Here is a 25,058-nt window from a genome sequence, read left to right as displayed (position 1 = left end):
GAGGTTGGGGCCAGGGCTGGGTTGGGGCTGAGTCTGGGTCTACGGCTGCGGCTGGGGTTGGAACAACGGCAAGGTCTGAGGCTGGCGTCTGGATTGGAAACGGCTCCTGTCTGGCTTCGCTGGACGAACGCCCGGTGCGCGCGCCTGAACATAACGGCCTCAAGCCCCCCCAATTCCGCCGTGGTCGAATCGCCCGTTTCGGGGTAAGCAACCGGTTCTGATCCTGAAGGAGCATTCCGTGGCCTGGTCCCCGCAACAAGATGAAGCCCTGAAAGAAGCCGCTGCCTGGCTAAAGCGCGGCGACAGGCAGGTGTTCCGCCTGTTCGGCTTTGCGGGCACGGGCAAGACAACGCTTGCCCGCCATCTTGCGGAAGGCATCGACGGCGACGTCTGTTTTGGCGCTTTCACCGGTAAGGCTGCGCATGTGCTGCGCCAGAAAGGCTGCGAGGATGCGGGCACGATCCATTCGCTGATCTACCGCCCCCGTTCGGCCAAGGAAGAAGACGACCTTGACGACGATGATGACGACAGCGGCCCGCAGTTTGCCATCAAGCGGGACAGCCAGGCTTCGACTGCGAGCCTGATCGTCATCGACGAATGCTCCATGGTGGACGAAGACCTGGGCAAGGACCTTCTGTCCTTCGGCACGCCCGTTCTGGTGCTGGGTGACCCGGCACAGCTGCCTCCGGTCAAGGGCGGTGGCTTTTTCACCGAAGCAGAACCCGACGTGATGCTGACCGAGGTTCACCGGCAAGCGCAGGACAATCCGATCGTGCGCATGTCGATGACCATTCGCGACGGTGGCCAGCTCGACTACGGCACATTCGGCGAAAGCCGGGTGATCCACCGGCGCGACATCGACAAGGACCAGATCCTTGCCGCCGATCAGGTGCTGGTCGGCACCAACAAGACGCGCAGGCTCTACAACGCCCGCATTCGCGAGTTGAAGGATTTCTCCACTCCGATGCCAGCGGTCGGCGACAAGCTGGTGTGCCTCAGGAACGACAAGACCAAGGGGCTTTTGAACGGCGGTCTTTGGACGGTCAAGCGCCTGCGGCCCCCACGTGGAAACACGTTGCGCTTTGATGTCGTGTCCGAGGACGAGCTCTCGAGAAACGCCGTCAAGGTGAAGGTGTTGCCGGCCATGTTCGAGGATGGCGCGGAAAGCATTCCCTATGCCATCCGGCGCAAGGCGGACGAATTCGACTACGGCTATGCGCTGACCGTCCACAAGGCCCAGGGCTCGCAGTGGGACAACGTTGTCCTGTTCGATGAAAGCTGGGCATTCCGCGAGCACAAGAGCCGCTGGCTTTATACCGCAGTCACCCGCGCCGCCGAGCAGATCACTGTCGTAAGATAGGCGAGTTGAACGCGGCTTCGGAAATCTCCTGCAGATCATTGCTGGCAGGAAGTGCCTGAAGACCGGTCTCGATAAAGGTTCTGAGGTCGTTCTCGCTGCTGCCACTGCGCCCAAGCAGGGCAATTGCCGAAAACTGTCCGTCGATGAAGGTTGCCGTCCGGTCCACGTCGGTATCTTCAGACATCTCCCCCACGGCAACCGCCTTTAAAAGGCGATCCCTGATGGCCTTGAACCGTGCAGCCCTCAGGTTCAGCACAACTTCCTGATGCCGCTGAGCGCCATATGTGCAGTCGACAAGGGCATTGACGAGAAAACATCCAGCCGGCGTTTCCTTGTCCAGCGTCAGGTCCGCGACGGCACCGAGAAAATCCCGGAAGTCCTGGACAACGTGTTTTTCAGCCCGTTTCAACCGGTCAAAAACCGGCCCGCCATAGGTTTCAAAATAATGCAGAAGCGCCTTTTCGAACAGTGCTTCCTTGTCGCCGAACGCGGCATAAAGGCCCGGTTTGGCCATGCCTGACGCCTCGGCAAGATCGCTCATGGATGTGCCGGTATAGCCGTTCTGCCAAAAGGCGATCATCACGGAATGAAGAGCGTCTTTGGTATCGATTTTTCTTGGCCGTCCGCGCGCCATCGGTCTGCACTCCTCATAACAAACCGTGTGATCCGGTTATTAAAGCTCGGGAACCTTGAACCTCGGCAGGATGTGCGCCCTTGCCCACCATGCGCACCACCAACCGACCACGACATCCTGTTGAAAGAATAGCTGCTCGTTTTCAACGCAGAATACGCAATTTATTGCAATTCGTACAGGAACTACCCACCATTCAACCTAAAAGTGCATACCAAAACAATTTCACTGCACTGCCTGCGGTGAAATTGGTTCGCCATTGGGCTCAGCTCGTTTCAATCCGGCGCGCCCGATCCGGCAATCTTTCGGTATTTCACAGTGGACGGAGCTCATCGGTCCCTTTTCCGCCCGATTGAGGGGGCTTATCGTCTGCGGCTCAGATTTTTCTCGACGGAAAGTACCTTTCGTAAATGGCAAGCGTATCGATGACCGACCCGACCACGTCCACTCCCAAGGCCGACCTGTCCGCCCAGACCGCCCTGCGCATCGCACAGAGGATCGCGGATGAAATCGGCTGCAAGGCCGGCCAGGTGAATTCGGCCGTCCAGATGCTGGACGAAGGTTCAACGGTGCCATTCATCGCCCGCTACCGGAAGGAAGCCACCGGTGGGCTTGACGACACCCAGCTGCGCAAGCTCGAAGAGCGGCTGATTTATCTGCGCGAAATGGAAGACCGCCGCGTCGCCATAACCAAATCCATCGAAGAGCAGGGCAAGCTCACAGACGATCTTGTTGCCAGCATTCAGGCAGCCGATACAAAGTCCCAGCTTGAAGACATCTATCTGCCGTTCAAGAAGAAGCGTCGCACCAAGGCGCAGATTGCCCGTGAGGCCGGCCTGGAACCGCTGGCCGACACTGTTCTGGACGATCCCACCCGAGACCCCGAGGCCGAAGCGGCCGCTTACGTGGATGAAGGCAAGGGCGTTGCCGACACCAAGGCGGCGCTTGACGGTGCTCGCCAGATCCTGATGGAACGCTTTGCCGAAAACGCCGAGCTGGTCGGCCGCCTGCGCCGCCATGTCGAGGAACGTGGCGTCGTTCAATCGAAACTCATCGACGGGATGGCGGAAAAAGGTGCGAAATTCGCCGACTATTTCGACTATTCCGAACAATGGTCCAAGATCCCGAGTCACCGCGCCCTTGCGCTGTTCCGTGGTCGCAACGAAGGCATCCTGTCTGTCGACCTGACGGTTGATGCTGACGACGTCTCCCCTGTCCTGCCCGCCGTAAAGATGGTTGCTGACACCTATGGCATCGCCGACCGGGGCCGCCCTGGCGACAAGTGGCTTATGGAAGCTGCGCGTTTCGCCTGGAAGGTGAAGCTTGCCCTGCACCTGGAACTCGACCTGATGGGTGTCCTGCGTGACAAGGCGGAAGAAGAAGCCATCCAGGTTTTTGCCCGCAACCTCAAGGATCTGCTGCTGGCAGCGCCCGCCGGTTCCAGAACCACACTCGGCCTCGATCCCGGCATCCGGACAGGCGTGAAGGTTGCCGTTGTCGATGCAACGGGCAAGCTGGTCGAAACCGCGACCATCTATCCGTTCCAGCCGCGCAATGATGTCTCCGGCTCCCGCGCCGCTCTCCTCGCCTTGATCGCGAGACACAAGGTCGGCCTTATCGCCATCGGCAACGGCACGGCCAGCCGCGAAACAGACAAGCTGGCGGGCGATGTTCTTGCCGACATCCCCGCCGCCCAGCGCCCGGTGAAGGTCATTGTCAACGAGGCCGGTGCTTCGGTCTATTCGGCCTCGGAACTGGCGGCGAAGGAAATGCCGGATGTCGACGTTTCCCTGCGCGGCGCGGCCTCCATCGCCCGCCGCCTGCAGGACCCGCTTGCCGAACTGGTCAAGATCGAACCGAAGTCCATCGGCGTCGGCCAGTACCAGCACGACGTCAACCAGACCAAGCTGGCCCGTGCCCTGGATGCGGTTGTCGAAGACGCGGTGAATGCCGTCGGCGTTGATCTCAACACCGCCTCTCCCGCCCTGCTGTCGCGCATTTCCGGCCTGTCGGACAGTCTGGCAAAGGCGGTCGTCGAACACCGTGAAGCCATTGGCCGGTTCGACAGTCGCACCCAGCTCAAGGAAGTCCCGCGCCTCGGCGCCAAGGCTTTTGAACTTTGCGCAGGCTTTCTGCGCATCAACGAAGGCAAGGAACCGCTCGACGCCTCCTCCGTCCACCCGGAAGCCTATCCCTTGGCAAAACGGATCGTGAAGGCCTGCGGCCGCGACGTGCGCCAGATCATGGGCGATGCCTCACTGCTGAAAGGCCTCGAACCGTCAGAATTCACCGACGAGAAATTCGGCCTTCCAACCGTGAAAGACATCCTGTCGGAACTGGAAAAGCCGGGCCGCGACCCGCGCCCCGAATTCAAGACCGCGACCCTTCAGGACGGTGTAGAGGAAATTTCCGACCTGAAACCGGGCATGAAGCTGGAAGGCACGGTCACCAACGTCACCAACTTCGGCGCCTTCGTCGATGTTGGTGTTCATCAGGACGGGCTGGTGCATGTTTCCCAATTGGCCGATCGGTTCGTCGATGATCCGCACAAGGTCGTGAAGGCCGGTGACATCGTCAAGGTGACGGTCCTGGAAGTGGATGTTCCACGCAAGCGCATCTCCATGACCATGAAGTCCCAGGCAGATTACCAGGGCCAGCGCGAGCGTGGTGGTCAGGACAGGGGTGGCCAGAACCGGAACGGTCCGGGAGGCAGAGGCCCCGGCGGCAAGGGACCCGGCGGCGGTAACGGCCCGCGCGGAAATGGCCCCCGTGGTGGCGGCGCGCCGAAGTCCTCCGGCGGAGACAGCAGCAACAACGCCTTGGCCGCGGCACTCGCCGCAGCGATGAACAAGAAGAAATGACGGACTGATCCAGCGGCGTTATCAGCGCCGCTGGATCAACCTGTTACTGGTTTTCGTAACAGTCATCGATGCCCGAAGGCGACTGGAGCAAGAGCTGCCGTCCCTTGCTGTGAACCGTGTACTGACCGTCCGTATAACGCGCGCCTGACCCTGAGACGACCTGTTCGAGCCGTCTCGGCGTATGACCGTCAATGGTGTAGATCAGGTGGCCATTGCCGCTTTGCACGTAGGTGGCCGTCAAAGGCAATCCTTCGGTGCACGTGTAATGCACCGTGATTGTGTCACCGGCGGCCGGCTGCGCCACATTGCCAGCTGCTGCCGGTTGATAGTTGCGCGCCGGAAAGGCATCGGTGATCTGGTAAAGGTCCGACCGCGGACCATTTCCCTGCGCATAAAGGATCATGCGCCGATGCAGATCCAGCTGCAGCGTCACATTTCTTGAAGCATCGTGGAGATACACCGACCAGTCGTCCCGGCCGAATTCCTGAAAATGGAAATTCACGGTGCCGTAGACGTCCGCTTCCTGCCACTGGCCGTTTCCAACGTTTGTGAAACTGCCGCCAGAATGCCGGACGACACCAACGTTCTGCCCGTTCACACCAGGAGCTGCCGACAGTTGACCGCCAGGTTGCTGCGGAACCGGGTTCTGGACCTGAGGCCGGCCTCCGCAGACCTCGTATATCCCCGGGTATGGGCGCTCCGAGCAGAACAGCCCGCCCCAGTGATAGCCCGTCTGTCCGTTGCGATACCTGACCTGGAACCACTCGTAGCCATTCATCATGACCCCGGTACCGGACAGGATCAAAATGGCATCCCCCTGACGGAGACTGCCGCTTTGCCCGTATTGCATACCAGGACCACTGCGAACCTTGCCGCCGTAGGATGCCCCATTCTGCGGGAAATCGACGTCCGGTGAGGCGAAAGCGAAACTGGCTGGCAAAACAAGTGCTGCCAGCACGACAAAAAGAGAAAACTTGTTCATCAAAATGCCTGTTCTATTGATGTTTCTTAAGAGGAAATGCAGCGTCTTCGAAGAAAAATACTGAATTCAAAAACGAACTTTAGGTCACACGAACAGGAAAGGGAACCTCGTTTTGCGGCTGCCTGCGCGGCACTTTGTCAGATTGGCAGCGCGCCCCCCTGCCCCGGCTTCGCCATGGTCAATTTTGCCCCTCTGGCAATAGCGGGAAACTGCATTACTCTGTTTTAACAAGAAGTCCGTTTAGGAACGGAATATGTCTCAGAAGGATCAGGAACAGGACTGGCCCAAGCAGGACATGGAGTCCGGCACGCTCACCGCGCTTGCCCACCTTTACCGCGCCGAGGTGTTTCGCAGCACACATTGGCGCACCCGCCTCGATAACACCACCAACTGGGCCGTCGTCACCACCGGCATCGCCCTGTCCGCGACATTCTCCAACAAGGAAGCCTCACCCTTGCCCATGGTGCTGGTGGGGCTGCTGGTAACTGTTTTCCTGATCTTCGAAGCTCGCCGCTACCGCTACTACAACATGTTTCGGGCCCGGGCACGCCTGATAGAGACGGACTTTTACGCGCCTATCCTCGCCGGAGGCAAAGTGCCCATGCGCGGAAGCTGGGCAACGATGCTCTCCGACGACTATGAGATGCCGCATTATCATATTTCGCTGGTCAGGGCGGCAGGACGGCGCTTGCGCAGCAACTATTCCTGGATCCTGGCGATCCAGGCTGTCGCCTACTACGGCAAGCTGGCGATACACCCCGTCCCACTGACCAGCCTTGCCGACGTGTTCCAACGGGCGGCGATAGGGCCGATTCCCGGATGGACCGTCATGCTCGCAGGTCTTGTCTTTCATACCAGCTGGGTGGTGTTCGCCATCGTGACCTTGCGGCTGGACAAGCTCTATCGGGAAAAACGCCGCTCACCGATGCAGTCGATCTGAGACAGCACAAGTCTTTTCCTCTGGCAGCAGGGTGTGGTATGGGCCCCTCAGTCCACTTCGGAGATTTTATGTCCTGACCTCTCGGGCACCCATCGGTGCCCATCCGCAAATCGCCTCCGGCTGCTCCGGACTGCGTTTGCCAAACCTGAAGAGAGACACCACCCGGTCGTGACCTCATGATCGGACGAGGACAATGTTATCCAAATGATCAGACCCTATGTCAGCCAGGACGCTGAACGGATCATCCATATCTGGCGCAAGGCCAGTGAATTCGCCCACCCGTTTCTGAGCGACAACTTTCACGACATGGCCGCCACCGCCATCCGCGACATCTATCTGCCAAAGGCGGAAACCTACGTCACGGAGATCAATGGTGTTGCCGTCGGCTTTATCTCGCTGCTGGACAACTACATCGGCGGCTTGTTTCTGGACCCGCAATATCATGGACGTGGCCTCGGAAGGGCCCTTGTGGGTCACGCGGTCAAACAGAAGGGGCCGCTCACCGTTGAAGTCTTCAAGGAGAATGCTCGCGGCCGGCGTTTTTACGCCGCCAATGGCTTTGTGCCGACCGAAGAATACTTCCACGAACAGGCACAGCACATCAGCATTAAAATGACGATGAAGCCCTGACAGGAAAGCGGCGGCCTGTGGGCCGCCGCAACTGACATTGGCTCAGAACCGGCTTGCCGCAAAGGGCGCTGGATCGATATCAGGCCGGACACCCTCGATCATGTCCGCAATCATCTGCCCTGTGACGGCAGACTGCGTCAGACCGTGGTGGGCGTGGCCAAAGGCATAAAAGATGCCGCCATGCCGTGTTGCCGGCGAGATGACCGGCAGGCTGTCAGGAATGGACGGGCGGAACCCCATCCAGCGTTTGCCGCCTTCCGACTTGAGCTCCGGGAAAAACAGCTTTGCCTTGGCCAGCATTGTGTCCACGCGGCGCCAGTTCGGCGGCAGGTCGAGACCGCCGAATTCCACCGCCCCGCCGACGCGCAAGCCGCTCGAAAGACGCGACAGGACGAACCCGTGACCGGACAGCATGATCATGCGGTTCACGTTAACGCCGGGGTTCGGGATGGTGATGTTGTAACCGCGCTCCGTATCCAGCGGGATCGGATCTCCCAGCTGCGCGGCAAGGGCCTTCGACCATGCCCCGCAGGCAATCACCAGTCGCTCGGCCGCGATCGTGCTGCCGTCTTTCAGGATCACGTCACAGCCCTTGTCATTGGGCTGCAAGCGGCTGACCTCACCAACCTCGAACTTGACACCCTGAGATGACAGCCACTCGGCAACCGAAAGGCAAAGGACCTTGGGCTCATCCACCTGCACCCAGTCCGGCACGAGTGCCCCGCCAACAACACGGGAAGAAAGGTCCGGTTCCAGATCCCGGATCGCTGATGCATCCAGCTCCTCAACCTTGATGCCGTAGTCGCGCTGCTCGGCCCAGCCCGCGCGCGAGGCTTCAAGCGACTGCACCGTGTCGAACAGTTCCAGGCAGCCGTCCCGGCGCACCTGGTTATGGGTTCCCGTTGTCCGCCAGAGCGCTTCCCACGCCGGAAGAGCGCCTCCATTCAGATCCGCCAGCGCCTTCGTGCTCTGCGCCACCTTTGCGGGGTTTGAAGCCGCCATGAAACGCAGCATCCACGGCAGGATCTTGAGCGCATAAGCCGGACGGACCGACAAGGGCCCCAGCGGATCCAGCATCCATTTGAAGGCCTGTTTCCAAAGACCAGGCGAAGCAAGAGGCGCAACATCTGTCCAGGCGATGGCAGCCGCGTTGCCCTGGCTTGCGCCTGCCGCAGGGCCTTCGCGGTCCAGCACCGTAACGCCGTATCCGCGTTGCACCAGGCTGGCAGCAGTCGCCAGCCCGACGATGCCCGCACCAATCACATGGACATGTCCCTTGCTCATTCGGCGTGTCTTTTCTCGCTCGCGATCAACGACCTGTTCGGCGAAACAATGCGGGTATCGCAAGGATCCACCGACCGGACCAACAGTCTGTTTTCAGGTTCACCGTCCTGCCAGAACCGGCAAGGCTCGTCTAGCGGCCAACCTTCTGATATATCACTCGCACATCTGAAACATATAAAGGCCCAGACTTTCATGTCCGCAGATTTCAGCCGATCCACTCAGGCCTACCGCCTGCTGGAAGAAGAAATCGTGACCCTGAAACTGAAACCAGGGGCAACCGTAACGGAAGCCGCGCTTACACAAAGACTGGGTTTTGGCAGAACACCCATACGCGAAGCCATTCAGCGGCTGTCCTGGGAAGGCCTTTTGAACATCCGGCCGCGGCTTGGCATTGTCGTTGCGGAAATGAACCCGTCCGATTTTCTGAAGGTTCTTGAGGCCCGCCACGCCCTGGAACGTCTCGTTGCAGGGCTGGCAGCGCGGCTTGCCAGCAAGGACGACCGCAGAACCCTTGAAGCGATTGCACTAGACATGCGCGAGGCGGCTGCGAAGCCGGACGTGGCGGACTATCTGCGCCTGGACAAAGCCTTCGACGAAGTCGTCTCGGCCGCTGCCTGCAACCCCTTTGCAGCAAAGGCTCTGGCCCCTTTGCAGACGCAGAGCCGCCGGTTCTGGTACCGCCATTTTGGTGAGGAAGATCTCACCCCGGCAGCCTGGAGCCACATGGAGGTCATGCGCGCCGTTGCTGCCGGAGACGAGGCCGCCGCGATGGATCACGCGGAAAACCTGATGCTGTACCTGCGCCGTCAGGCAACGACCCTGGTCAGCGGCTCCGGTTAGGCAGCCGCCGGAAAGTGAGACCGTGTCCGGTTTGCAAAAGCGACCAGAGACAGCATTACCGGCACTTCCACAAGAACACCGACAACCGTCGCAAGGGCAGCGCCCGAGTTCAGACCGAACAGGCTGATGGCAACGGCAACGGCAAGCTCGAAGAAGTTGGACGTCCCGATCAGCGCTGCCGGCGCGGCGGTGTTGAACGGCACCCGCCACAGATACCCCCAGGCGTAGGCGACGAAGAAAATGCCATAGCTCTGGATCAGCAGGGGCACGGCAATCAACACGATCACCAGCGGCTTTTCCAGGATGGTCTGCGCCTGAAATCCGAACAGCAGGACAACGGTTGCCAGAAGACCCATGACGGAGAAGGGTTTGACCTTTCCCGTGAACTCCGCGATGCGCTCATCGCTCCCCGATCCATCCAGCGCCTTGCGGGTAAAATAGCCGGCCACCAGCGGAATGATCACATAAAGGATCACCGACAGCAGCAAGGTCTGCCACGGTACGACAATGTCGGTCACACCAAGCAGCAGCGCTGCGATGGGCGCGAAGGCAAACACCATGATGATGTCGTTGATGGAGACCTGGACAAGCGTGTAGTTGGCATCGCCGCGCACCAGTTGGCTCCAGACGAAGACCATGGCCGTGCATGGTGCGACCCCGAGCAGGATCATGCCGGCGATGTACTCTTTCGCAGTCTGCGGATCCACCAGCCCCGCAAATACGTGCTCGAAGAACAGGATGCCGAGTGCCGCCATCGTGAAGGGCTTGACCAGCCAGTTGACGACGATCGTGATGCAGAGCCCCTTCGGCTTGCGGCCGACATCCTTCAGCGAGGCAAAATCGACGTTGACCATCATCGGGTAGATCATCACCCAGATGAGTACGGCCACAACCAGATTGACGCTGGCATATTCCAGAGAGGCGATCGCCTCGAAAACCCCGGGAAAGAGGGCGCCGAGCCCGACCCCGGCGGCAATGCACAGGGCAACCCAGAGCGACAAGAAGCGCTCGAAGAGCCCCATGGGTGACGTTTCCTGTGTCATTCCAACTCTCTCTCACATCGGCATTTCAGCAAACCAGGGAGCAGCGTGGAAAACCTGCCCGAGGTGTCTCAACTTCAATTCGCTCAGAACCGGTCACGCAGCTTGTCTTGCAGCCGAAAGGAACCTTCCGGCATCCAGGCATATCTGTTTCCTGAATGTCAGCACTTCCCACCTGGTTCACAGCCGCCACCGGCCACAAGCGATGCGATCGGCGCGCAGAGTTCCGGGTTGCCGCCGCAGCAGTCCTGCAGCAGGTAGGTCACGAGGCCCTGCATCGCCTCCAGGCTCGCCCGATAACAAATCGAGCGCCCGTCCCGTTCGGCGTGCACAAGGCCGGAACGGGACAAGGCGCCCAGGTGGGTCGACAGGGTATTCGGACGCACATCGAGTGCATCTGAGATGGCACCGGCGGTCATGCCTTCTTTTCCGGCCTTCACCAACAGGCGAAAGACGTCGAGGCGGGTTTCCTGACCAAGAGCTGCCAATGCATTCAGGGCGTCTTCTTTTTCCATATTTCGAGAATACTCGAAATATGGAACTATGCAACCCCAAAATTGCTGCATTGCGAGAAGTTGCGAACCGAAGCTGCGACCGGGCCGGAATTGGAACGCAGGTCAATCCCGGCAGCTCCATGACCGAAAGCAAAAGACCCCCGCTCCGGAAAGAGCGAGGGTCTTGTTTTCAGCGTCTGACAGAACTGCCGGTTCAGGCAGCCTTTGCAGCCAGTCGTTTCCTGATGCTTTCCACGTCCGCATTCGGCGTCGCGGCGAAAAGTGTCTTGGTGTAATCGTGCTGCGGGTTCTCGAAAACCTCGTCCCGCGTGCCGTATTCCACCACTTCACCGAAATACATCACCATTACCTTGTCTGCGATGTAGCGCACCACCGACAGGTCGTGAGAGATGAACACATAGGTGAGGCCCATCTCTTCCTGCAGGTCCGCAAGCAGGTTCAGAATCTGCGCCTGGACCGACAGGTCAAGCGCGGAGACCGGCTCGTCAAGCACCAGCAACTTCGGCTTCATCATGATTGCCCGCGCAATCGCGATGCGCTGGCGCTGGCCACCGGAGAACATGTGCGGATAACGGCCGTAGTGCTCCGGCTGCAACCCGACCTTCTCCAGCATCTGCAGCGCCAGGTCACGGCGCTCTGCCGACGGCATGTCGGTGTTCAGGAGAAGCGGCTCTTCCAGAACATGGCCGATTTTCTGGCGCGGGTTCAGCGAGCCATAGGGGTTCTGGAAAACGATCTGCACCTTCTGGCGCATTTCGCGGGAAATACCGGTCTTGGAGATATCGATCGGCAGGCCATCGATCTCGATAAGGCCGGAAGACTGCGCGTCGATCATGGTGAGCATGCGCGCAAGGGTCGACTTGCCACAGCCACTTTCGCCGACCACGGCAAGGGTGGTGCCGCGTTCCACATCCAGGTTCACGCCCTTGACGGCGGTCAGGGTCGACGCCTTCTTGAACATGCCGCCCTTGATGTCATAGGTCCGGTACAGATCGCGGACCTTGAGGATCACATCGTCAGCCATCTCAGAAACCTCCCGCTTCGGCAAAGTCGCTCACCGTCGGCAAGCGGTCGCCCGTGGCATTTTCCGGCAGCGCTGAAAGCAATGCCTTCGTATACGGGTTCTTGGGGTTTTCGAAGAGGGACAGCACGTCGGCCTCCTCCATCTTGCGGCCCTTGTACTGCACGATGACACGATCGGCGGTTTCGGCCACCACGCCCATGTCATGGGTAATCATGATCAGCCCCATGCCGCTGTCCTGCTGCAGCTTGACCAGGAGATCCAGGATCTGTTTCTGGATCGTCACGTCAAGGGCAGTCGTCGGCTCATCGGCGATCAGAAGTTTCGGCGCACAGGCAATTGCCATGGCGATCATCACGCGTTGGCACTGACCGCCGGACATCTGATGCGGAAATGCGGACAGGCGTTCGGCTGGGTTCGGAATACCGACGGAGGTCAGGATCTCGACCACCCGGTCCCGGGCCTTACGTCCCTTCAACCCCATGTGGGTCTTCAATGTTTCACTGAGCTGGAAGCCAACCGTGAAACACGGGTTGAGACTGGCAATCGGCTCCTGGAAGATCATCGAGATGTCTTTCCCGATCACCCGGCGCCGCTCCTTGGCCGACAGGCTGCGCAGGTCCAGCCCCTCGAATTCCATCTTGTCGGCGGTGATTGTTGCCGTGTTCGGCAGCAGACCCATGGTCGCCAGCATGGCAACGGATTTTCCGGACCCGGATTCGCCGACGATCGCCAGGACCTCGCCTGCATCGACCGCATAATCAACGCCGTCGAGCGCCTTGAACGGGCCCTTGGCGGTGTCGAACTCGACCTTCAGGTTTCTGATTTCAAGAAGAGACATGGCTTAGCTCCTCTTCAGTTTCGGGTCGAGCGCATCGCGCAGGCCGTCACCGACCAGGTTGATGGCAAGAACGGTGATCAGGATCGCCAGACCCGGGAAGGTTACCACCCACCAGGCGCGCAGGATGAATTCGCGCGCTTCGGCAAGCATGGTGCCCCATTCCGGTGTTGGCGGCTGTGCTCCCATACCCAGGAAGCCGAGGGCAGCCGCATCCAGGATCGCGTTGGAGAACGACAGCGTCGCCTGAACGATCAGCGGCGCCAGACAGTTGGGCAGGATTGTCTTGAACATCAGCCGCATGTGCCCGGCACCTGCCACCTTCGCCGCGACGACATAGTCCCGTGTCCGTTCGGACAGGACGGCCGCGCGGGTCAGACGCACGAAATGCGGCTGCAGCACGATGGCAATTGCGATCATGGCGTTGATCAGCCCGGGTCCCAGGATAGCCACCAGCACGAGGGCCAGCAGAAGCGAGGGGAATGCCAGGATGATGTCCATCACACGCATGATCAGCGTGTCGGTCATGCCGCGCATGTAACCGGCGACAAGGCCGATCACGACACCGCCGACAAGGGCGATGGTGACGACGACAACACCGATGAACAGCGAGAAGCGCGCACCGAAGATGAGGCGCGAAAGAATATCACGACCAACGGCGTCCGTTCCCAGCAGGAACGCGGCCTTGCCGCCCTCCTCCCAGACCGGAGGCACGAGGAAACTGTCGCGATACTGAAAGTCGGGACTATGCGGTGCGACCAGCGGCGCGAAGATGGCCATGAGGACCAGCAACGCGAACACCACGAGGCCGACAACGGCACCCTTGTTCTGTGAGAAGTAGTACCAGAACTCGACAAGCTGCGCCTTGGTGGCGTTGCGGCTTTCTGCCTGGAGCTTGGTCTGATCGGCTTTCGCAGCCGGCGAGGTATTTGTCATTTTCCTTGTCCCCGGCTCAGTTGTGGCGAATTCGCGGATTGATCAGGCCGTAAAGCACGTCCACGATCAGGTTGACCATCATGATGATCCCGGCAATCAGCAGCAGACCACCCTGGACCACGAAGTAGTCGCGGCGCGAGATGCTGTCGACGAGCCATTTGCCGATGCCAGGCCAGGAGAAGATAGTCTCTGTCAGGATCGCGCCGGCAAGAAGCACCCCGACCTGCAGGCCGATGGTGGTCACCACCGGGATAAGGGCATTGCGCAGCGCATGCAGACCGATCACCGCGCGGGGCGGCAGGCCTTTCGCGCGGGCCGTGCGCACATAGTCCTCGCCCAGAACTTCCAGCATGGCGGATCGGGTCTGGCGTGCGATCACCGCCATCGGAATGGTCGCCAGAACGATGGACGGCAGGATCAGGTGCCGGACGGCGGAGAGGAAAGCCCCCTTCTCGCCGGACAACAGACTGTCGATCAGCATGAAGCCGGTGACCTGCGGGAAGAAGAACATCAACGAGATGCGCCCGGAGACCGGTGTCCAGCCGAGGGTTCCCGAAAACAGGATGATCAGCAGCAGGCCCCACCAGAAGATCGGCATCGAGTAGCCGACCAGCGCCGTGCCCATGATTGCCTGGTCGGCAACCGATCCGCGCTTCACTGCCGCGAAGATGCCGGCGGGAATGCCAAGGCAGACGGCAATGATGATGGCGCAGAGCGCGAGTTCGGCAGTCGCCGGAAACAGTGTCAGAAATTCATCCAGCACCGGCTTCTTCGACACGAAGGACGTGCCCAGATCCCCCTGGAAGATACCTGCGATGTAATCGAGGTACTGTTGCCAGAGCGGTTTGTCGAAGCCAAGCTGGCCAAGGACCTGAGCCCTCCGCTCATCAGATATACCGCGCTCGCCTGCGAGCAGTTCGGCAGGATCGCCGGGCAGCATGCGGATAAACGAGAAGGCGACGAGGGTGACGCCGAAGAATGTCGGTATCAACAGGCCGAGACGACCTAGAAGAAAGCGAAGCATGTCAGGTTCCAGATACGAAGAGCCAGCGGAAACGACCTGATGTCAGGAAAGCATCCGCCGGCCAGAATGTCCGAAGGCGCCGGCATTGCTGCCAGCGCCCTCTTCGAGTTAGGCGGATTTACTCCGCAATGTCCACGCCGTCAAACCAGTGGCCGCCGAGCGGGTCCATGACGTAGCCGGAGACCTTGGAGGACATCGGCATGAAGACCACGGAGTGCGCGATGGTTGCCCACGGAGCCTGCTCCTTGAACACGACCTGTGCCTCTTCGTAGAGCTTGGTGCGCTCTTCCTTGCTGGTCACGGTCTTTGCCTTCTTGATCAGCGCGTCGAACTCTTCGTTGCACCACTGGGCGCGGTTGGAGCCGCCGACACCGTCACAGCCGAGCAGAACGGCCAGGAAGTTGTCCGGGTCGCCGTTGTCACCGGTCCAGCCGAGAAGCACGGCACCGTCGCGGTTCTCGTCCTTGGAACGGGACAGGTATTCACCCCATTCGTAGGAAACGATCTCGACGTTAACGCCGACGTTCGCGAAGTCGGCCTGCATGACCTCAGCCATACGACGAGCGTTCGGGTTGTACGGACGCTGTACCGGCATTGCCCAGATCTTCATGGAAAGATCGGATACACCAGCTGCAGCCAGCATTTCCTTGGCCAGTTCCGGATTGTAGTCGTCGTCTTCAACGGCGTCGTTGTAGGACCACATGGTCGGCGGGATCGGGTTCTTGGCAGCCTGGCCGGAGCCCTGGAAAACTGCGTCGAGGATCGCCTGCTTGTTGATCGCGTGGTTCAGCGCCTTGCGGACTTCCGGCTTGTCGAACGGTGCCTGCTTGGTGTTGTAAGCGAGGTAACCGACGTTCAGGCCCTGCTGTTCCATCAGGGTCAGGTTGCCGTCAGCCTTGATGTCGGCGATGTCGGCCGGTGCCGGGTACGGCATGACGTGACATTCACCGGCCTTCAGCTTCTGAAGACGCACGGCTGCATCCGGAGTGATCGCGAAGATCAGGTTGTCGACCGGCTGCTTGCCACCCCAGTAGTCCGGGTTTGCCGCATAACGGATCACGGCGTCCTTCTGGTAACCCACGAAGGAGAACGGACCGGTGCCGACCGGCTGCTGGTTCAGCTGTTCCTTGGAACCGGCTGCTTCAAGCTGGGCTGCGTATTCGGCGGACACGACGGAAGCGAAGTCCATCGCCAGGTTGGCGATCATCGGTGCTTCCGGACGGTTCAGGACGAACTTGACCGTGTAGTCGTCAACCCTGACGATTTCCTTGATCAGGTCCGGCATGGACATGCCGTCGAAATATTCCCACGCGGTACCGGCGGTGTATTCGTGCCACGGATGATCCTTCTTCAGCTGACGCTCGAAGGTGAAGATCACGTCGTCTGCATTGAATTCACGGGTCGGCGTGAAGAAGCTGGTGGTGTGGAACTTCACACCCTGACGCAGCTTGAAGGTGTATTCCAGACCGTCTTCGGAAACTTCCCAGCTTTCAGCCAGGCCCGGCAGCACTTCGGTCGTGCCGCGCTTGAACTCGACAAGCCGGTTGTAGATCGGCTTGGAGGAAGCGTCGAACGTCGTGCCTGCGGTGTAAAGTGCAGCATCAAAGCCTTCAGGCGAACCTTCAGAGCAATAAACCAGGTTTTTTGCAGAAGCGCCGGTTGCTGCAATCACAGCAAGGCTTACGCCAAGAAGGGATGCCTTCAAGGTTTTTTGGAAATTCATCAAACTGTTCTCCCCTTGATGAAGAGCAAGGGCCTTGCATCGTTGAATCGCGCAAAGGAGTTAAGCCCAAGCCAGCGCAAACTAAGGCGTTTTTTTGGCAGAAAATCAACTGCCAACATATTTCTAATTTGAGGATGTTTTTGAAATTTTTTTGCTAGGTAAGAGTTGCTGCCGTAAATTTTTAATGCGGCAACGTTAACTCACGAGAAACAAATACCGCAACGGCAGCGTTTTTCAAGCTTCATCTAACCGCCTGAAAACAAAAGGCTCCCGCAATAACGGGAGCCTCTGAATTTCTCAATCCTGCGTAGAACGCGTTCGTTTGACAGCGTCCTGCCATCCGGCAAGTAATCTGGCCCGCTCACTTTCCTGTAAACGCGGCTCGAAACGCTTTTCCAGCTTCCATTCTGCCGAAAATGCCTCGGCGCCAGGCCAGACACCTGCCTTCGATCCGGCGAGCCACGCTGCCCCGAGCGCCGTCGTTTCCGGGACAGTTGGCCGGTCGACCGGCGCGCCCAGAATGTCGGCCAGAAACTGCATCGTCCAGTCGGATGCCGTCATGCCGCCATCGACACGGAGCACCGGTTGTTCGGCTTCCGGCCAGTCTGCCCGCATGGCTTCAACCAGGTCGCTGGTCTGGTAACCAACGCTTTGCAGGACCGCCCGGGCAATTTCCTTCGGACCCGTGTTTCGCGTCAGACCGAACAGCGCACCCCGGGCTTCCGCGTCCCAATAGGGAGCGCCAAGACCAACGAAGGCAGGAACAAGGTAGACGTCCTGGTTGGGATCTGCCTGTTCGGCAAGCGACTGCGTGTCGCCGGCACTCTCGATGAGCCCCAGACCGTCGCGCAGCCACTGCACGGCAGCACCGGCAACGAAGATCGACCCTTCGAGCGCATATGTGGTTTCGCCGTTCAGCCTGTAGGCGATGGTCGTCAGCATGCGGTTGTTGGACCGGACCGGTTTGGACCCGGTGTTCATCAGTGCAAAGCAACCCGTGCCGTAGGTTGACTTGACCATTCCCGGTTTGAAGCATGCCTGCCCGACCGTCGCGGCCTGCTGGTCGCCGGCAACACCGAGGATCGGTATTGCCCGGCCGAACAATTCCGTATCCGTGACGCCGAAATCATCCGCACTGTCCTTGACCTCGGGCAGCAGGTTCTGCGGGATGTTGAGGAGCTTGCACAGCTCTTCATCCCACTTGTTTTCGTGAATGTTGTAGATCAGCGTCCGGGAAGCGTTGGTGGCATCGGTTGCGTGTACCTTGCCGCCCGTGAGTTGCCAGATCAACCATGTGTCGACGGTGCCGAAGGCAAGCTCACCGCGTTCCGCACGCTCGCGCACACCGTCCACATTGTCGAGGATCCAGGCGATCTTGGTTCCGGAAAAATAGGGATCCAGCAACAGGCCCGTCTTGGCGGAAAAAACTCCTTCGCGGCCTTCCGAGCGCAATTTCGCACAGAAATCGGCCGTACGCCGGTCCTGCCAGACAATGGCGTTGTAGACCGGTTCGCCCGTCGATCGGTCCCAGACAAGGGTGGTTTCCCGCTGGTTGGTGATCCCGATCGCGGCAACATCCGCGCCACCGGACGGTGCCTTTTCCAGCGCCTCCCGGCACACGCGCAGCGTGCTCGTCCAGATATCGGCCGGCGAATGCTCCACCCAACCCGACTTCGGGAAGTGTTGCGGAAACTCCTGCTGCCCCACACTGATTGGATGGAAATCGTCGCCGAAGACAATTGCCCGGCTCGACGTCGTGCCCTGGTCTATTGCCAAAACACATCCGGCCATGGCGCACCTCCCGTTTTCTTCTTGTCATGAAAACTGCCGGCAAGGCCGGCAGGTCATCTGGTTCCGTTTGATAAAACTATGCCGCAGCGCCGGCCTGCTCCGCAAGATAAGCCGACAGATAGGTATCCAGCTCGGCAGCCTCCTCCCCGCTGAGCCGCAACCCCAGTTTCGTCCGCCGCCACAGGATGTCCTGCGCGCTGCGAGCCCATTCGCGGCGGACCAGCCATTTCACTTCCGCTTCATGAAGATTGTAGCCAAAACAGCGACCGAGGTCTTCGAGCGTCTTCGCTTCCCCGAGTATGAAGCGCGCATCCGTGCCGTAAAGACGGGTCAGACGAGTAGCGAATACCTTGTCGAGGAACGGATAATCGGCCTCGAGGCGTGACACTTCCGCATCGAACTCGCTCACCTTGAAATCACCGCCCGGCAGGGGCGCATAGGCCGTCCATACCCCGCGCTTGAAAGGCAGATACGGCTCAAGCTTTTCCAGGACATGCTCGGCAAGCTTGCGATAGGTCGTGATCTTGCCGCCAAAGACGGACAGGATCGCCGGCTTTGCATCGCCCGCATCCAGCTCAAGCACATAGTCGCGCGTCGCCGCCTTGGCATCCTTTGCGCCGTCATCGTAGAGCGGGCGAACGCCGGAATAGGTATGGACCACGTCTTCAGGCGTGATCGCGTTTTCCAGATACTCGCTCGCCGCCTTGCACAAATAGGCGATTTCGTCCTTCGAGATCTCGACCTTGCTCAGGTCGTCCTGGAAATCGACATCGGTCGTGCCGATCAGCGTGAAGTCGTTTTCATAAGGAATGGCGAACACGATCCGGCCGTCGCCGTTCTGGAAGATGAAGCAACGGTCGTGTTCGAACTGGCGCTTGACGATGATGTGGCTGCCCTTGACCAGCCGGACGCTGGAACTGTTGTTCGCCCCGGTGACGCCGCTCAGCATGTCCGCAACCCAGGGCCCGGCGGCATTGACCAGCACATTGGCAGTGACGGTCTTTTCATCGCCGCTTGCAAGGTCTTTCAGAACGACCTGCCAGACGTCGCCGTCGCGCCGTGCGCTGATGCATTTGGTACGGGTCTGGATTTCGGCACCGCGATCAGCCGCATCGCGCGCATTCAGAACCACCAGTCGGGCATCGTCCACCCAGCAGTCCGAATATTCGAACCCCTTCTTGAAGAGCTTCTTGAGCCCTTGCGAGAACGGAGCCTGATCCAGACGCACGGTCTTGGTGGCCGGCAGCAGTTCCCGCCCGCCGAGATGGTCATACATGAAGAGGCCGAGCCGCAGGAGCCATGCCGGTCGCAGGTCCTTGTGATGCGGCAGAATGAACCGCAGCGGCCAGGCAATATGCGGCGCTGCGCGCCACAACACTTCACGCTCTTTCAGCGCTTTGCGCACCAGACCGAACTCGTAATATTCCAGATAGCGCAGCCCGCCGTGGATGAGCTTGGTCGAGGCCGACGATGTGGCGCCGGCAAGGTCACCCATTTCGACCAGAAGAACCGAAGCCCCCCGGCCGACCGCGTCGCGGGCGATGCCCGTTCCGTTGATGCCCCCACCAATGATCAAAAGATCGTAATCCGCAGCCATAACTGTCCCCGGCCTGTGTTTTTGCGTCTCAGGATTGAAAATGAAAATAAAACGAAACTTCTCGAAATTCAATCAACAATTTCGCACACCAAGACGAAACACCCCGGCAAGAAGCTCGCGCCTCCGCCGGGGTTAAATAGACCACTCAGAAACTACAAGGTATTGATCTGTCTAGTTTTCTCCGTCCTCTGCCGGAGCATCGTCCTCCAACTGGGTCGAAGAAACGTCAACCTTCTTGCGCTGTTTCGGTTTGTTCCCGTCTTCCACGAAGGGAGGCGTCGCGGCGTGATAGGTCACTTGCGGGAACGGGATTTCGATATTCCGTTCGTCAAAGACCTGTTTGACGAATTCGTTATACGCACGCCCGACGCCCCACTGATCCCCCGGGACGGTCTTGATACGGCCGCGGATATCAATGGAGCTGGCACCGAAATTGGTAACGCCGTGCATTTCGAAATCACCGATGATCTTGGGACCGAAATCCGTTTCCTTCAGTCTGCGGAAGGCTTCCAGCATGGCGTCCTTGGCGTGGGTGATATTCGTGTCGTAGGCAACACCGATCAGCGCGACATGATAGGAGAAGCCGCGCATGAAGTTGGACACCATGTCGACCGACGAGAACGGAATGATGTGGGTTGTTCCGTCGATGTCGCGCATGCGCACCGACCGGACGGTGATCCCCTCGACCGTTCCCGTTATCCCGGCAACGGTGACGACGTCGCCCTCGTTGATGGCATTCTCGACCTGGATGAAGGCTCCGGTGATGATGTCCTTGACCAGGGTCTGTGCACCGAAGGAAATCGCCAGACCGACAACACCGGCACCGGCGATCAGCGGACCGATATCGACGCCGACTTCCGACAGCGACAAGAGCAGCGCCATCACCACGATGACGACCGTCGATGCATTGCGGAACAACTGGAACAGCGTGCGTTCGCGCGCCGTTACGATGTATCCGGAGCGTGACTGCAGCCTGAGGTCCACCCACGACATGACGGCAAGCCAGATCATGAAAGCCACGAGCAGGACCAGGAAGGCAGAACCGTAGCTGCTCAGAAGTTGCACCCCTGCTTCGCTGACCAGCCATTCGGCAACCGTCAACAGACCCCAGATCTCCAGAAGCAGCAACACCGTCACCAGGAAGACGGCGAACCGGATGAACTTCAGAAGGCGCGGCACAAAGGCGTTCAGCCGGCTCTGAAGCGCCGGAAGGGTCCGGTTCAGGTCGTCCGGCAGGCGAATCCCGCCCTTGATGGCCTTGGTCACGACCAGCGAAATGGCCATACCCGCCATGATGGTGAGGATCGACAGTCCCGTTGCCCGCAGAATAATGGTTGTCGCGTCAAACGGCCGGGTCACCCAGATGATGAAAACTGCCGCGATATAGCCGTAGGCAGCCAGGTGCCAGAGCTGACCGACCAGCACGAGCGCACGCTTGGCAAGAGCGCTCTGCAGATGCTCGGCGTAATCCCGCGCACCCTCGTTTACCCGGTGCCTGTTCTGGTGCACCAGCACCAGAAGATAGATCATCCCGAGAAGCACGACGAGGAACCGCAAGGCGTTGCCGAGCACGAAGGATACCGCAACATTGGCGATCGGCACGGCCAGGAACAGGCCGAAGACCATCCAGTACATGAACAACCGCAAACGGCCGTACCAGTAGAGCGAACTTTCATCGGTGAACGGCAGCAACCGCAGTTCCGGCCGCCCCGGCGCGAATATGAAGCGCAGCGAGACGTTGGCCATGCCAAGGATGAAAAACGCGTTCAGCGCGAGACTTTCCTGAAGCGTTACGCCTGCATTTATTCCACCGAAGCTTGCCAGGGCCGCCGCGTTGCCGACGGCCCAACCGACGCCTACCGTCACTGCATCGACGACCGATGTCAGAACAAGAATGAAGCTGCGCGTCAGCCCGCCGCCGTAACGCGCATAAAGCGACATGCGCGGATAGAGTGCCTTCGCGATCAGCTGGCTGGCAAAAAAGCCGAGATAAGCTGCAAGAAGCACGATGCCGACCTGGATCGCGATATCCTCGACCCGGTCCCATTTCACCGGAATATCGCCGCGCGCGACCAGAACCAGGCCGTTCAACGAGCGCATTGCCTGCTCCAGCAGATACCCCGCGTCATCCACCAGAACCCGTGTGTATTCACCGATCCGCAGGGCGAAGTTTTCCTGTTGCAGGGGTTGGGAGATACCCTCAACCGGAATTGCAGCTTCATTCCCGGGAACCTGCCTGTCACCTTCAGCAGGCTGGCTGTCCCCTGTGCTTTTCTGCAAGAGATCGATCAACGCCGCTCGGCTTTCAGGGTCGTTCAGAACCTTTATCAGGGCCTGGCTCGCCTGTTCGACATCGGCCGGTGGCGCCTGCTCCTGCGCCGGGGCCTGCCCCCCGCTTTCCTGAGCCAGAACCGGAGCCAACCCGGCAAGCATCATTGTCATCAGGGCAAAGAGGCAGCAGCGCAAAATCTTCATTTCAAACTCTTGTCAATTCCAGAAAGACCGGCGGGGGTCCGGCCATGGCAGGGACAATATGGAGGAACAGTCGCGGATGAAAAGGGTTCAGGCTGCTGTCTTCGGACATTTTTTAGGTACTATTATAAAACGCAAGTTTCCCGTGCAGTAACGACCGCATCAAAACCAGCAGAAACAAGGATTCACTGGAAATCGCAAAAAGATTTCACCTTTACGCAAGGTAATATGCCAGCCTCCATTTATCGGGTAACGTAATAATAACAATATGGGCGCCAATCTGGCCCGACGAGGAGGAAGGATGCCCAGGTCCTTGATCAAACTTGCACAGGAAGGCACAGACGAGGCGCGACGACGGCTGTTCGCGCAGGTGAGCGAACTTGTGATTGCGAACCTCGATGAGCGGACCGACCGGGAGCTGGCAATCTTCTCCGAAGTAATCATAAAACTGTACAGTGTCGGCTCGCCCAGGGACCGCGCCAGGCTGGCGCACAAGCTCGCTTCGCAAGTCAACACGCCGCCGGAGCTTGCCCGCAAGATCGCCGAAGACGACGTCAACGTGGCCATGCCCCTGCTCGCACAAAGCCCCGCGCTGACCCAGGAAGACCTGATCGACTTCGTTGAACGGCTGAGCAACAGCCATCTACAGGTGATTGCCCGCCGCACCGACCTCTCGCCTGAAGTCTCAGATGCCATTGCCGAAAAAGGCGACCGCCCGGTGCACCGTATTCTGGCCGGCAACCGTGAGATCAAACTGTCCCGCGAAACCATGCTGAGTTTCGTCAAATACGCCACGGAAGACGTGGTCCTGCGCGAGGACCTGTGCCTGCGCTCCGATCTTTCCCCGGCGGTGTGCCGGGCCTTGCTGCCGCTTGTGGACGATGAAACCAAGAAGCGCCTGCGCAGTATCATCGAAGGCTCCCTGTCGCAGGATCAACTGGACCAGATCGCAAGACTGAAGGTGCTGCGCCGGGAGTTCGGCGATGCCCTCAACAATCCGGACATGACCCTCCTGTGGCGGGAAGCGGAGCGTGCGGAAATCACCGTCAACGAGCTTATGATCCTGTTGCTGCAGGATGGCCGCTTCAATCACGCGATCGAGCTGCTCAGCGCGCGCGGCCGAACGGCCCAGAAGGCACTCAAGGATGCGGTCTTCAACGGCAAGAAGGATCTGGTTCTCAGAACCGCGGAGAAAGCCGGCCTCGACACGCCGACCTTCGCCCTTTTCGCCAAGGTTCGCTGCGACCATTTGAAGATCCCGGCAACGCAGGGCTCCGAATGGACGGCTACCTACAAGAAGTTTCTCGACAGCACGGCACAGACCAAACAATCCCGATGCGGTGATTTCCAGGCGAACCGGCGGGAAAAGAAACCAAGACCCACGGGTGATCGTCCCGGACGTGTCGCGGCAATGTAGCGACAACGCCAGCGTTGCTTCGCGCCAACCGACTCATCGAAGAGCAACCTTGTCAGCGCTTTTTCTAGCCCGTGTTTTTCGAGAGTTCAGCTTTTGGAACAAAGCGTCGCGGCGATTGCCGTCGACAGGGTCGCGGCCGCGTAGAACCAGAGGCCCGGCAAAATGGCGGCTGCCGCCAGTCCGCTTGTCTTGGCGGCAAAAAGCACCAGCGCAACCAGCATCACATCCAGCATCGACCACTTGCTGACCATCGACAGGAGCGCAAGCGAACGCGTCTTGGCGCCACTAAGCACGGCCACATGGATCAGAAGGATCTTCAGCGCGGGAAACCCGATCGAAAACAGCGCCACGATCGCGGCAAGAACCGCATCGCCCTCGTGATAGAGGCTGGTCACCATTTCGATCAGCGTCGGTCGGTCTTCCAGAAAATAGAGGCGCTCGAACCGCATGAGCGGCTGCGTCAGTCCGAGGGCGAACGAGAAAGTGGAAACGGGAAGCAGCAAAGCCAGAAAAAATCGCATTGAAACTGCCGTACCCTGGCTATCGCGTAAACTTGTAGCGGCACCTGCGCCCGGCATCACCGGGAGGAGCACCAATTCCTATATCACCCGGATCGGAAAGCACAAAACCTGACCGCCGCGAGCAACGATCAGGAATATAAGAACGTATATCAAGCCCTGCCAGCCCCCATTCGGAGACCGGCTGTTTTTAGGGAAGTTCAGTAAGCCGTTATCGGCCTCGAGCCCGCGCAGCAACTTCGTCGAGCTGATCCTGCTCCGCCAGTTCCTGGGCTGTGCGCTCGCGCTGCTGGTCGCGTTCTTCCAGCTGCTCGAACTTCTTCAGCTCCTCGATCGCCTCGCTGAGCTCGTCCTGGGCACGTTGCAGCTGGTCGTCCAGTTCATGCGCGGAATTGCGCAGGTTGTCGCGACGGTCCGCTGCGGCCTTGGCAAACGTCGGATAGGCAAAATGCGTGACATCCGTAATACCGACCCGCTCCTGCTCCGACCGGATCTGGTCATCAAGTTCATCGGCCATACGGTTGAACTCGGCGATCATGCTCTCGATCTGAGCAAGCTGTCGTCGTTTCTCGTCAACCTGAAACCGCTTCAAACGGATCAAACTGTCTCGGGTTTTCATTACTCAATACTCCCCTAAC

The 25,058-nt window shown here is 59.5% G+C and carries 21 protein-coding genes; 6 read left to right on the top strand and 15 right to left on the bottom strand.

What is annotated here, in order from left to right:
* Nucleotides 1-238 precede the first annotated feature (238 nt).
* Entirely contained in the window at nt 239-1,360 is a 1,122-nt protein-coding gene (locus ACYQ6M_RS01210) for an ATP-dependent DNA helicase (protein WP_023003383.1), read from the top strand.
* On the opposite strand, the gene ACYQ6M_RS01205 is transcribed toward ACYQ6M_RS01210, so the two are convergent.
* Complete coding sequence (locus ACYQ6M_RS01205) at nt 1,344-1,994, bottom strand: TetR/AcrR family transcriptional regulator (protein ID WP_460071650.1); 651 nt, start codon at nt 1,992-1,994, stop codon at nt 1,344-1,346. The genes ACYQ6M_RS01210 and ACYQ6M_RS01205 overlap by 17 nt on opposite strands.
* Nucleotides 1,995-2,401: 407 nt before the next feature.
* Here ACYQ6M_RS01205 and ACYQ6M_RS01200 point away from each other — a divergent pair, with 407 nt between their 5' ends.
* A complete protein-coding gene (locus tag ACYQ6M_RS01200) occupies nt 2,402-4,852 on the top strand; it encodes a Tex family protein (protein ID WP_460071648.1) in 2,451 nt (816 codons plus the stop codon).
* 43 nt (nt 4,853-4,895) lie between these two features.
* Here ACYQ6M_RS01200 and ACYQ6M_RS01195 read toward each other — a convergent pair whose 3' ends face one another.
* A complete protein-coding gene (locus tag ACYQ6M_RS01195; RefSeq protein WP_460071645.1) occupies nt 4,896-5,834 on the bottom strand; it encodes an MliC family protein in 939 nt (312 codons plus the stop codon).
* 253 nt (nt 5,835-6,087) lie between these two features.
* Between ACYQ6M_RS01195 and ACYQ6M_RS01190 the strand changes: the two genes are divergently transcribed.
* Together ACYQ6M_RS01190 and ACYQ6M_RS01185 are read left to right on the top strand one after the other, a co-directional pair.
* Nucleotides 6,088-6,774 carry a DUF2270 domain-containing protein gene (locus ACYQ6M_RS01190; protein ID WP_460071643.1) on the top strand — a complete coding sequence of 229 codons (687 nt, stop codon included), beginning with the start codon at nt 6,088-6,090 and terminating at the stop codon, nt 6,772-6,774.
* Between the two features lie 204 nt (nt 6,775-6,978).
* Nucleotides 6,979-7,404 (top strand): GNAT family N-acetyltransferase, encoded by a 426-nt coding sequence (locus ACYQ6M_RS01185; protein WP_296602135.1) that lies wholly within the window; start codon nt 6,979-6,981, stop codon nt 7,402-7,404.
* Nucleotides 7,405-7,446: 42 nt separating this feature from the next.
* Here the strand turns inward: ACYQ6M_RS01185 and ACYQ6M_RS01180 are convergent, their stop codons facing one another.
* The gene (locus ACYQ6M_RS01180) at nt 7,447-8,688 is read right to left on the bottom strand and encodes an NAD(P)/FAD-dependent oxidoreductase (protein WP_296602137.1); all 1,242 of its coding nucleotides are present in this window, start codon (nt 8,686-8,688) and stop codon (nt 7,447-7,449) included.
* 192 nt (nt 8,689-8,880) lie between these two features.
* Between ACYQ6M_RS01180 and ACYQ6M_RS01175 the strand changes: the two genes are divergently transcribed.
* Nucleotides 8,881-9,528 carry a GntR family transcriptional regulator gene (locus ACYQ6M_RS01175; protein ID WP_168685326.1) on the top strand — a complete coding sequence of 216 codons (648 nt, stop codon included), beginning with the start codon at nt 8,881-8,883 and terminating at the stop codon, nt 9,526-9,528.
* Here the strand turns inward: ACYQ6M_RS01175 and arsB are convergent.
* From arsB to ACYQ6M_RS01125, 10 genes are all read right to left on the bottom strand, one after another.
* Nucleotides 9,525-10,571: an ACR3 family arsenite efflux transporter gene (gene arsB, locus ACYQ6M_RS01170; RefSeq protein ID WP_023003391.1), complete on the bottom strand. Its 1,047-nt coding sequence runs from the start codon at nt 10,569-10,571 to the stop codon at nt 9,525-9,527. The genes ACYQ6M_RS01175 and arsB overlap by 4 nt on opposite strands.
* 158 nt (nt 10,572-10,729) lie before the next feature.
* Nucleotides 10,730-11,083, bottom strand: a complete 354-nt coding sequence (locus tag ACYQ6M_RS01165) for an ArsR/SmtB family transcription factor (RefSeq protein WP_055661220.1) — start codon at nt 11,081-11,083, stop codon at nt 10,730-10,732.
* Nucleotides 11,084-11,276: 193 nt separating this feature from the next.
* Nucleotides 11,277-12,107: a dipeptide ABC transporter ATP-binding protein gene (locus ACYQ6M_RS01160; RefSeq protein ID WP_023003393.1), complete on the bottom strand. Its 831-nt coding sequence runs from the start codon at nt 12,105-12,107 to the stop codon at nt 11,277-11,279.
* Between the two features lies 1 nt (nt 12,108).
* Nucleotides 12,109-12,945 carry an ABC transporter ATP-binding protein gene (locus ACYQ6M_RS01155; RefSeq protein WP_075284079.1) on the bottom strand — a complete coding sequence of 279 codons (837 nt, stop codon included), beginning with the start codon at nt 12,943-12,945 and terminating at the stop codon, nt 12,109-12,111.
* Nucleotides 12,946-12,948: 3 nt separating this feature from the next.
* The gene (locus ACYQ6M_RS01150; RefSeq protein ID WP_023003395.1) at nt 12,949-13,878 is read right to left on the bottom strand and encodes an ABC transporter permease subunit; all 930 of its coding nucleotides are present in this window, start codon (nt 13,876-13,878) and stop codon (nt 12,949-12,951) included.
* A gap of 16 nt (nt 13,879-13,894) precedes the next feature.
* Nucleotides 13,895-14,902 (bottom strand): ABC transporter permease subunit, encoded by a 1,008-nt coding sequence (locus ACYQ6M_RS01145; protein WP_023003396.1) that lies wholly within the window; start codon nt 14,900-14,902, stop codon nt 13,895-13,897.
* A 118-nt stretch (nt 14,903-15,020) separates the two neighbouring features.
* Entirely contained in the window at nt 15,021-16,625 is a 1,605-nt protein-coding gene (locus tag ACYQ6M_RS01140) for an ABC transporter substrate-binding protein (protein ID WP_023003397.1), read from the bottom strand.
* A gap of 297 nt (nt 16,626-16,922) precedes the next feature.
* Entirely contained in the window at nt 16,923-18,416 is a 1,494-nt protein-coding gene (gene glpK / locus ACYQ6M_RS01135; RefSeq protein WP_023003398.1) for a glycerol kinase GlpK, read from the bottom strand.
* A gap of 76 nt (nt 18,417-18,492) precedes the next feature.
* Nucleotides 18,493-20,013, bottom strand: a complete 1,521-nt coding sequence (gene glpD / locus ACYQ6M_RS01130; protein ID WP_460071637.1) for a glycerol-3-phosphate dehydrogenase — start codon at nt 20,011-20,013, stop codon at nt 18,493-18,495.
* Between the two features lie 171 nt (nt 20,014-20,184).
* Nucleotides 20,185-22,488 (bottom strand): mechanosensitive ion channel domain-containing protein, encoded by a 2,304-nt coding sequence (locus tag ACYQ6M_RS01125; RefSeq protein WP_460071635.1) that lies wholly within the window; start codon nt 22,486-22,488, stop codon nt 20,185-20,187.
* Between the two features lie 298 nt (nt 22,489-22,786).
* On the opposite strand from ACYQ6M_RS01125, the gene ACYQ6M_RS01120 reads away from it, so the two are divergent.
* A complete protein-coding gene (locus tag ACYQ6M_RS01120) occupies nt 22,787-23,902 on the top strand; it encodes a DUF2336 domain-containing protein (protein ID WP_023003401.1) in 1,116 nt (371 codons plus the stop codon).
* Between the two features lie 86 nt (nt 23,903-23,988).
* On the opposite strand, the gene ACYQ6M_RS01115 is transcribed toward ACYQ6M_RS01120, so the two are convergent.
* Nucleotides 23,989-24,423, bottom strand: a complete 435-nt coding sequence (locus tag ACYQ6M_RS01115) for a paraquat-inducible protein A (RefSeq protein ID WP_055661214.1) — start codon at nt 24,421-24,423, stop codon at nt 23,989-23,991.
* A gap of 208 nt (nt 24,424-24,631) precedes the next feature.
* Nucleotides 24,632-25,039, bottom strand: coding sequence for a flagellar export protein FliJ (gene fliJ, locus ACYQ6M_RS01110; protein WP_023003403.1), 408 nt, complete (start codon nt 25,037-25,039; stop codon nt 24,632-24,634).
* Between the last annotated feature and the right edge of the window lie 19 nt (nt 25,040-25,058).

Source organism: Roseibium sp. ROS1 (assembly GCF_054658215.1).
This window is presented reverse-complemented; position numbering and strand designations above follow the sequence as displayed.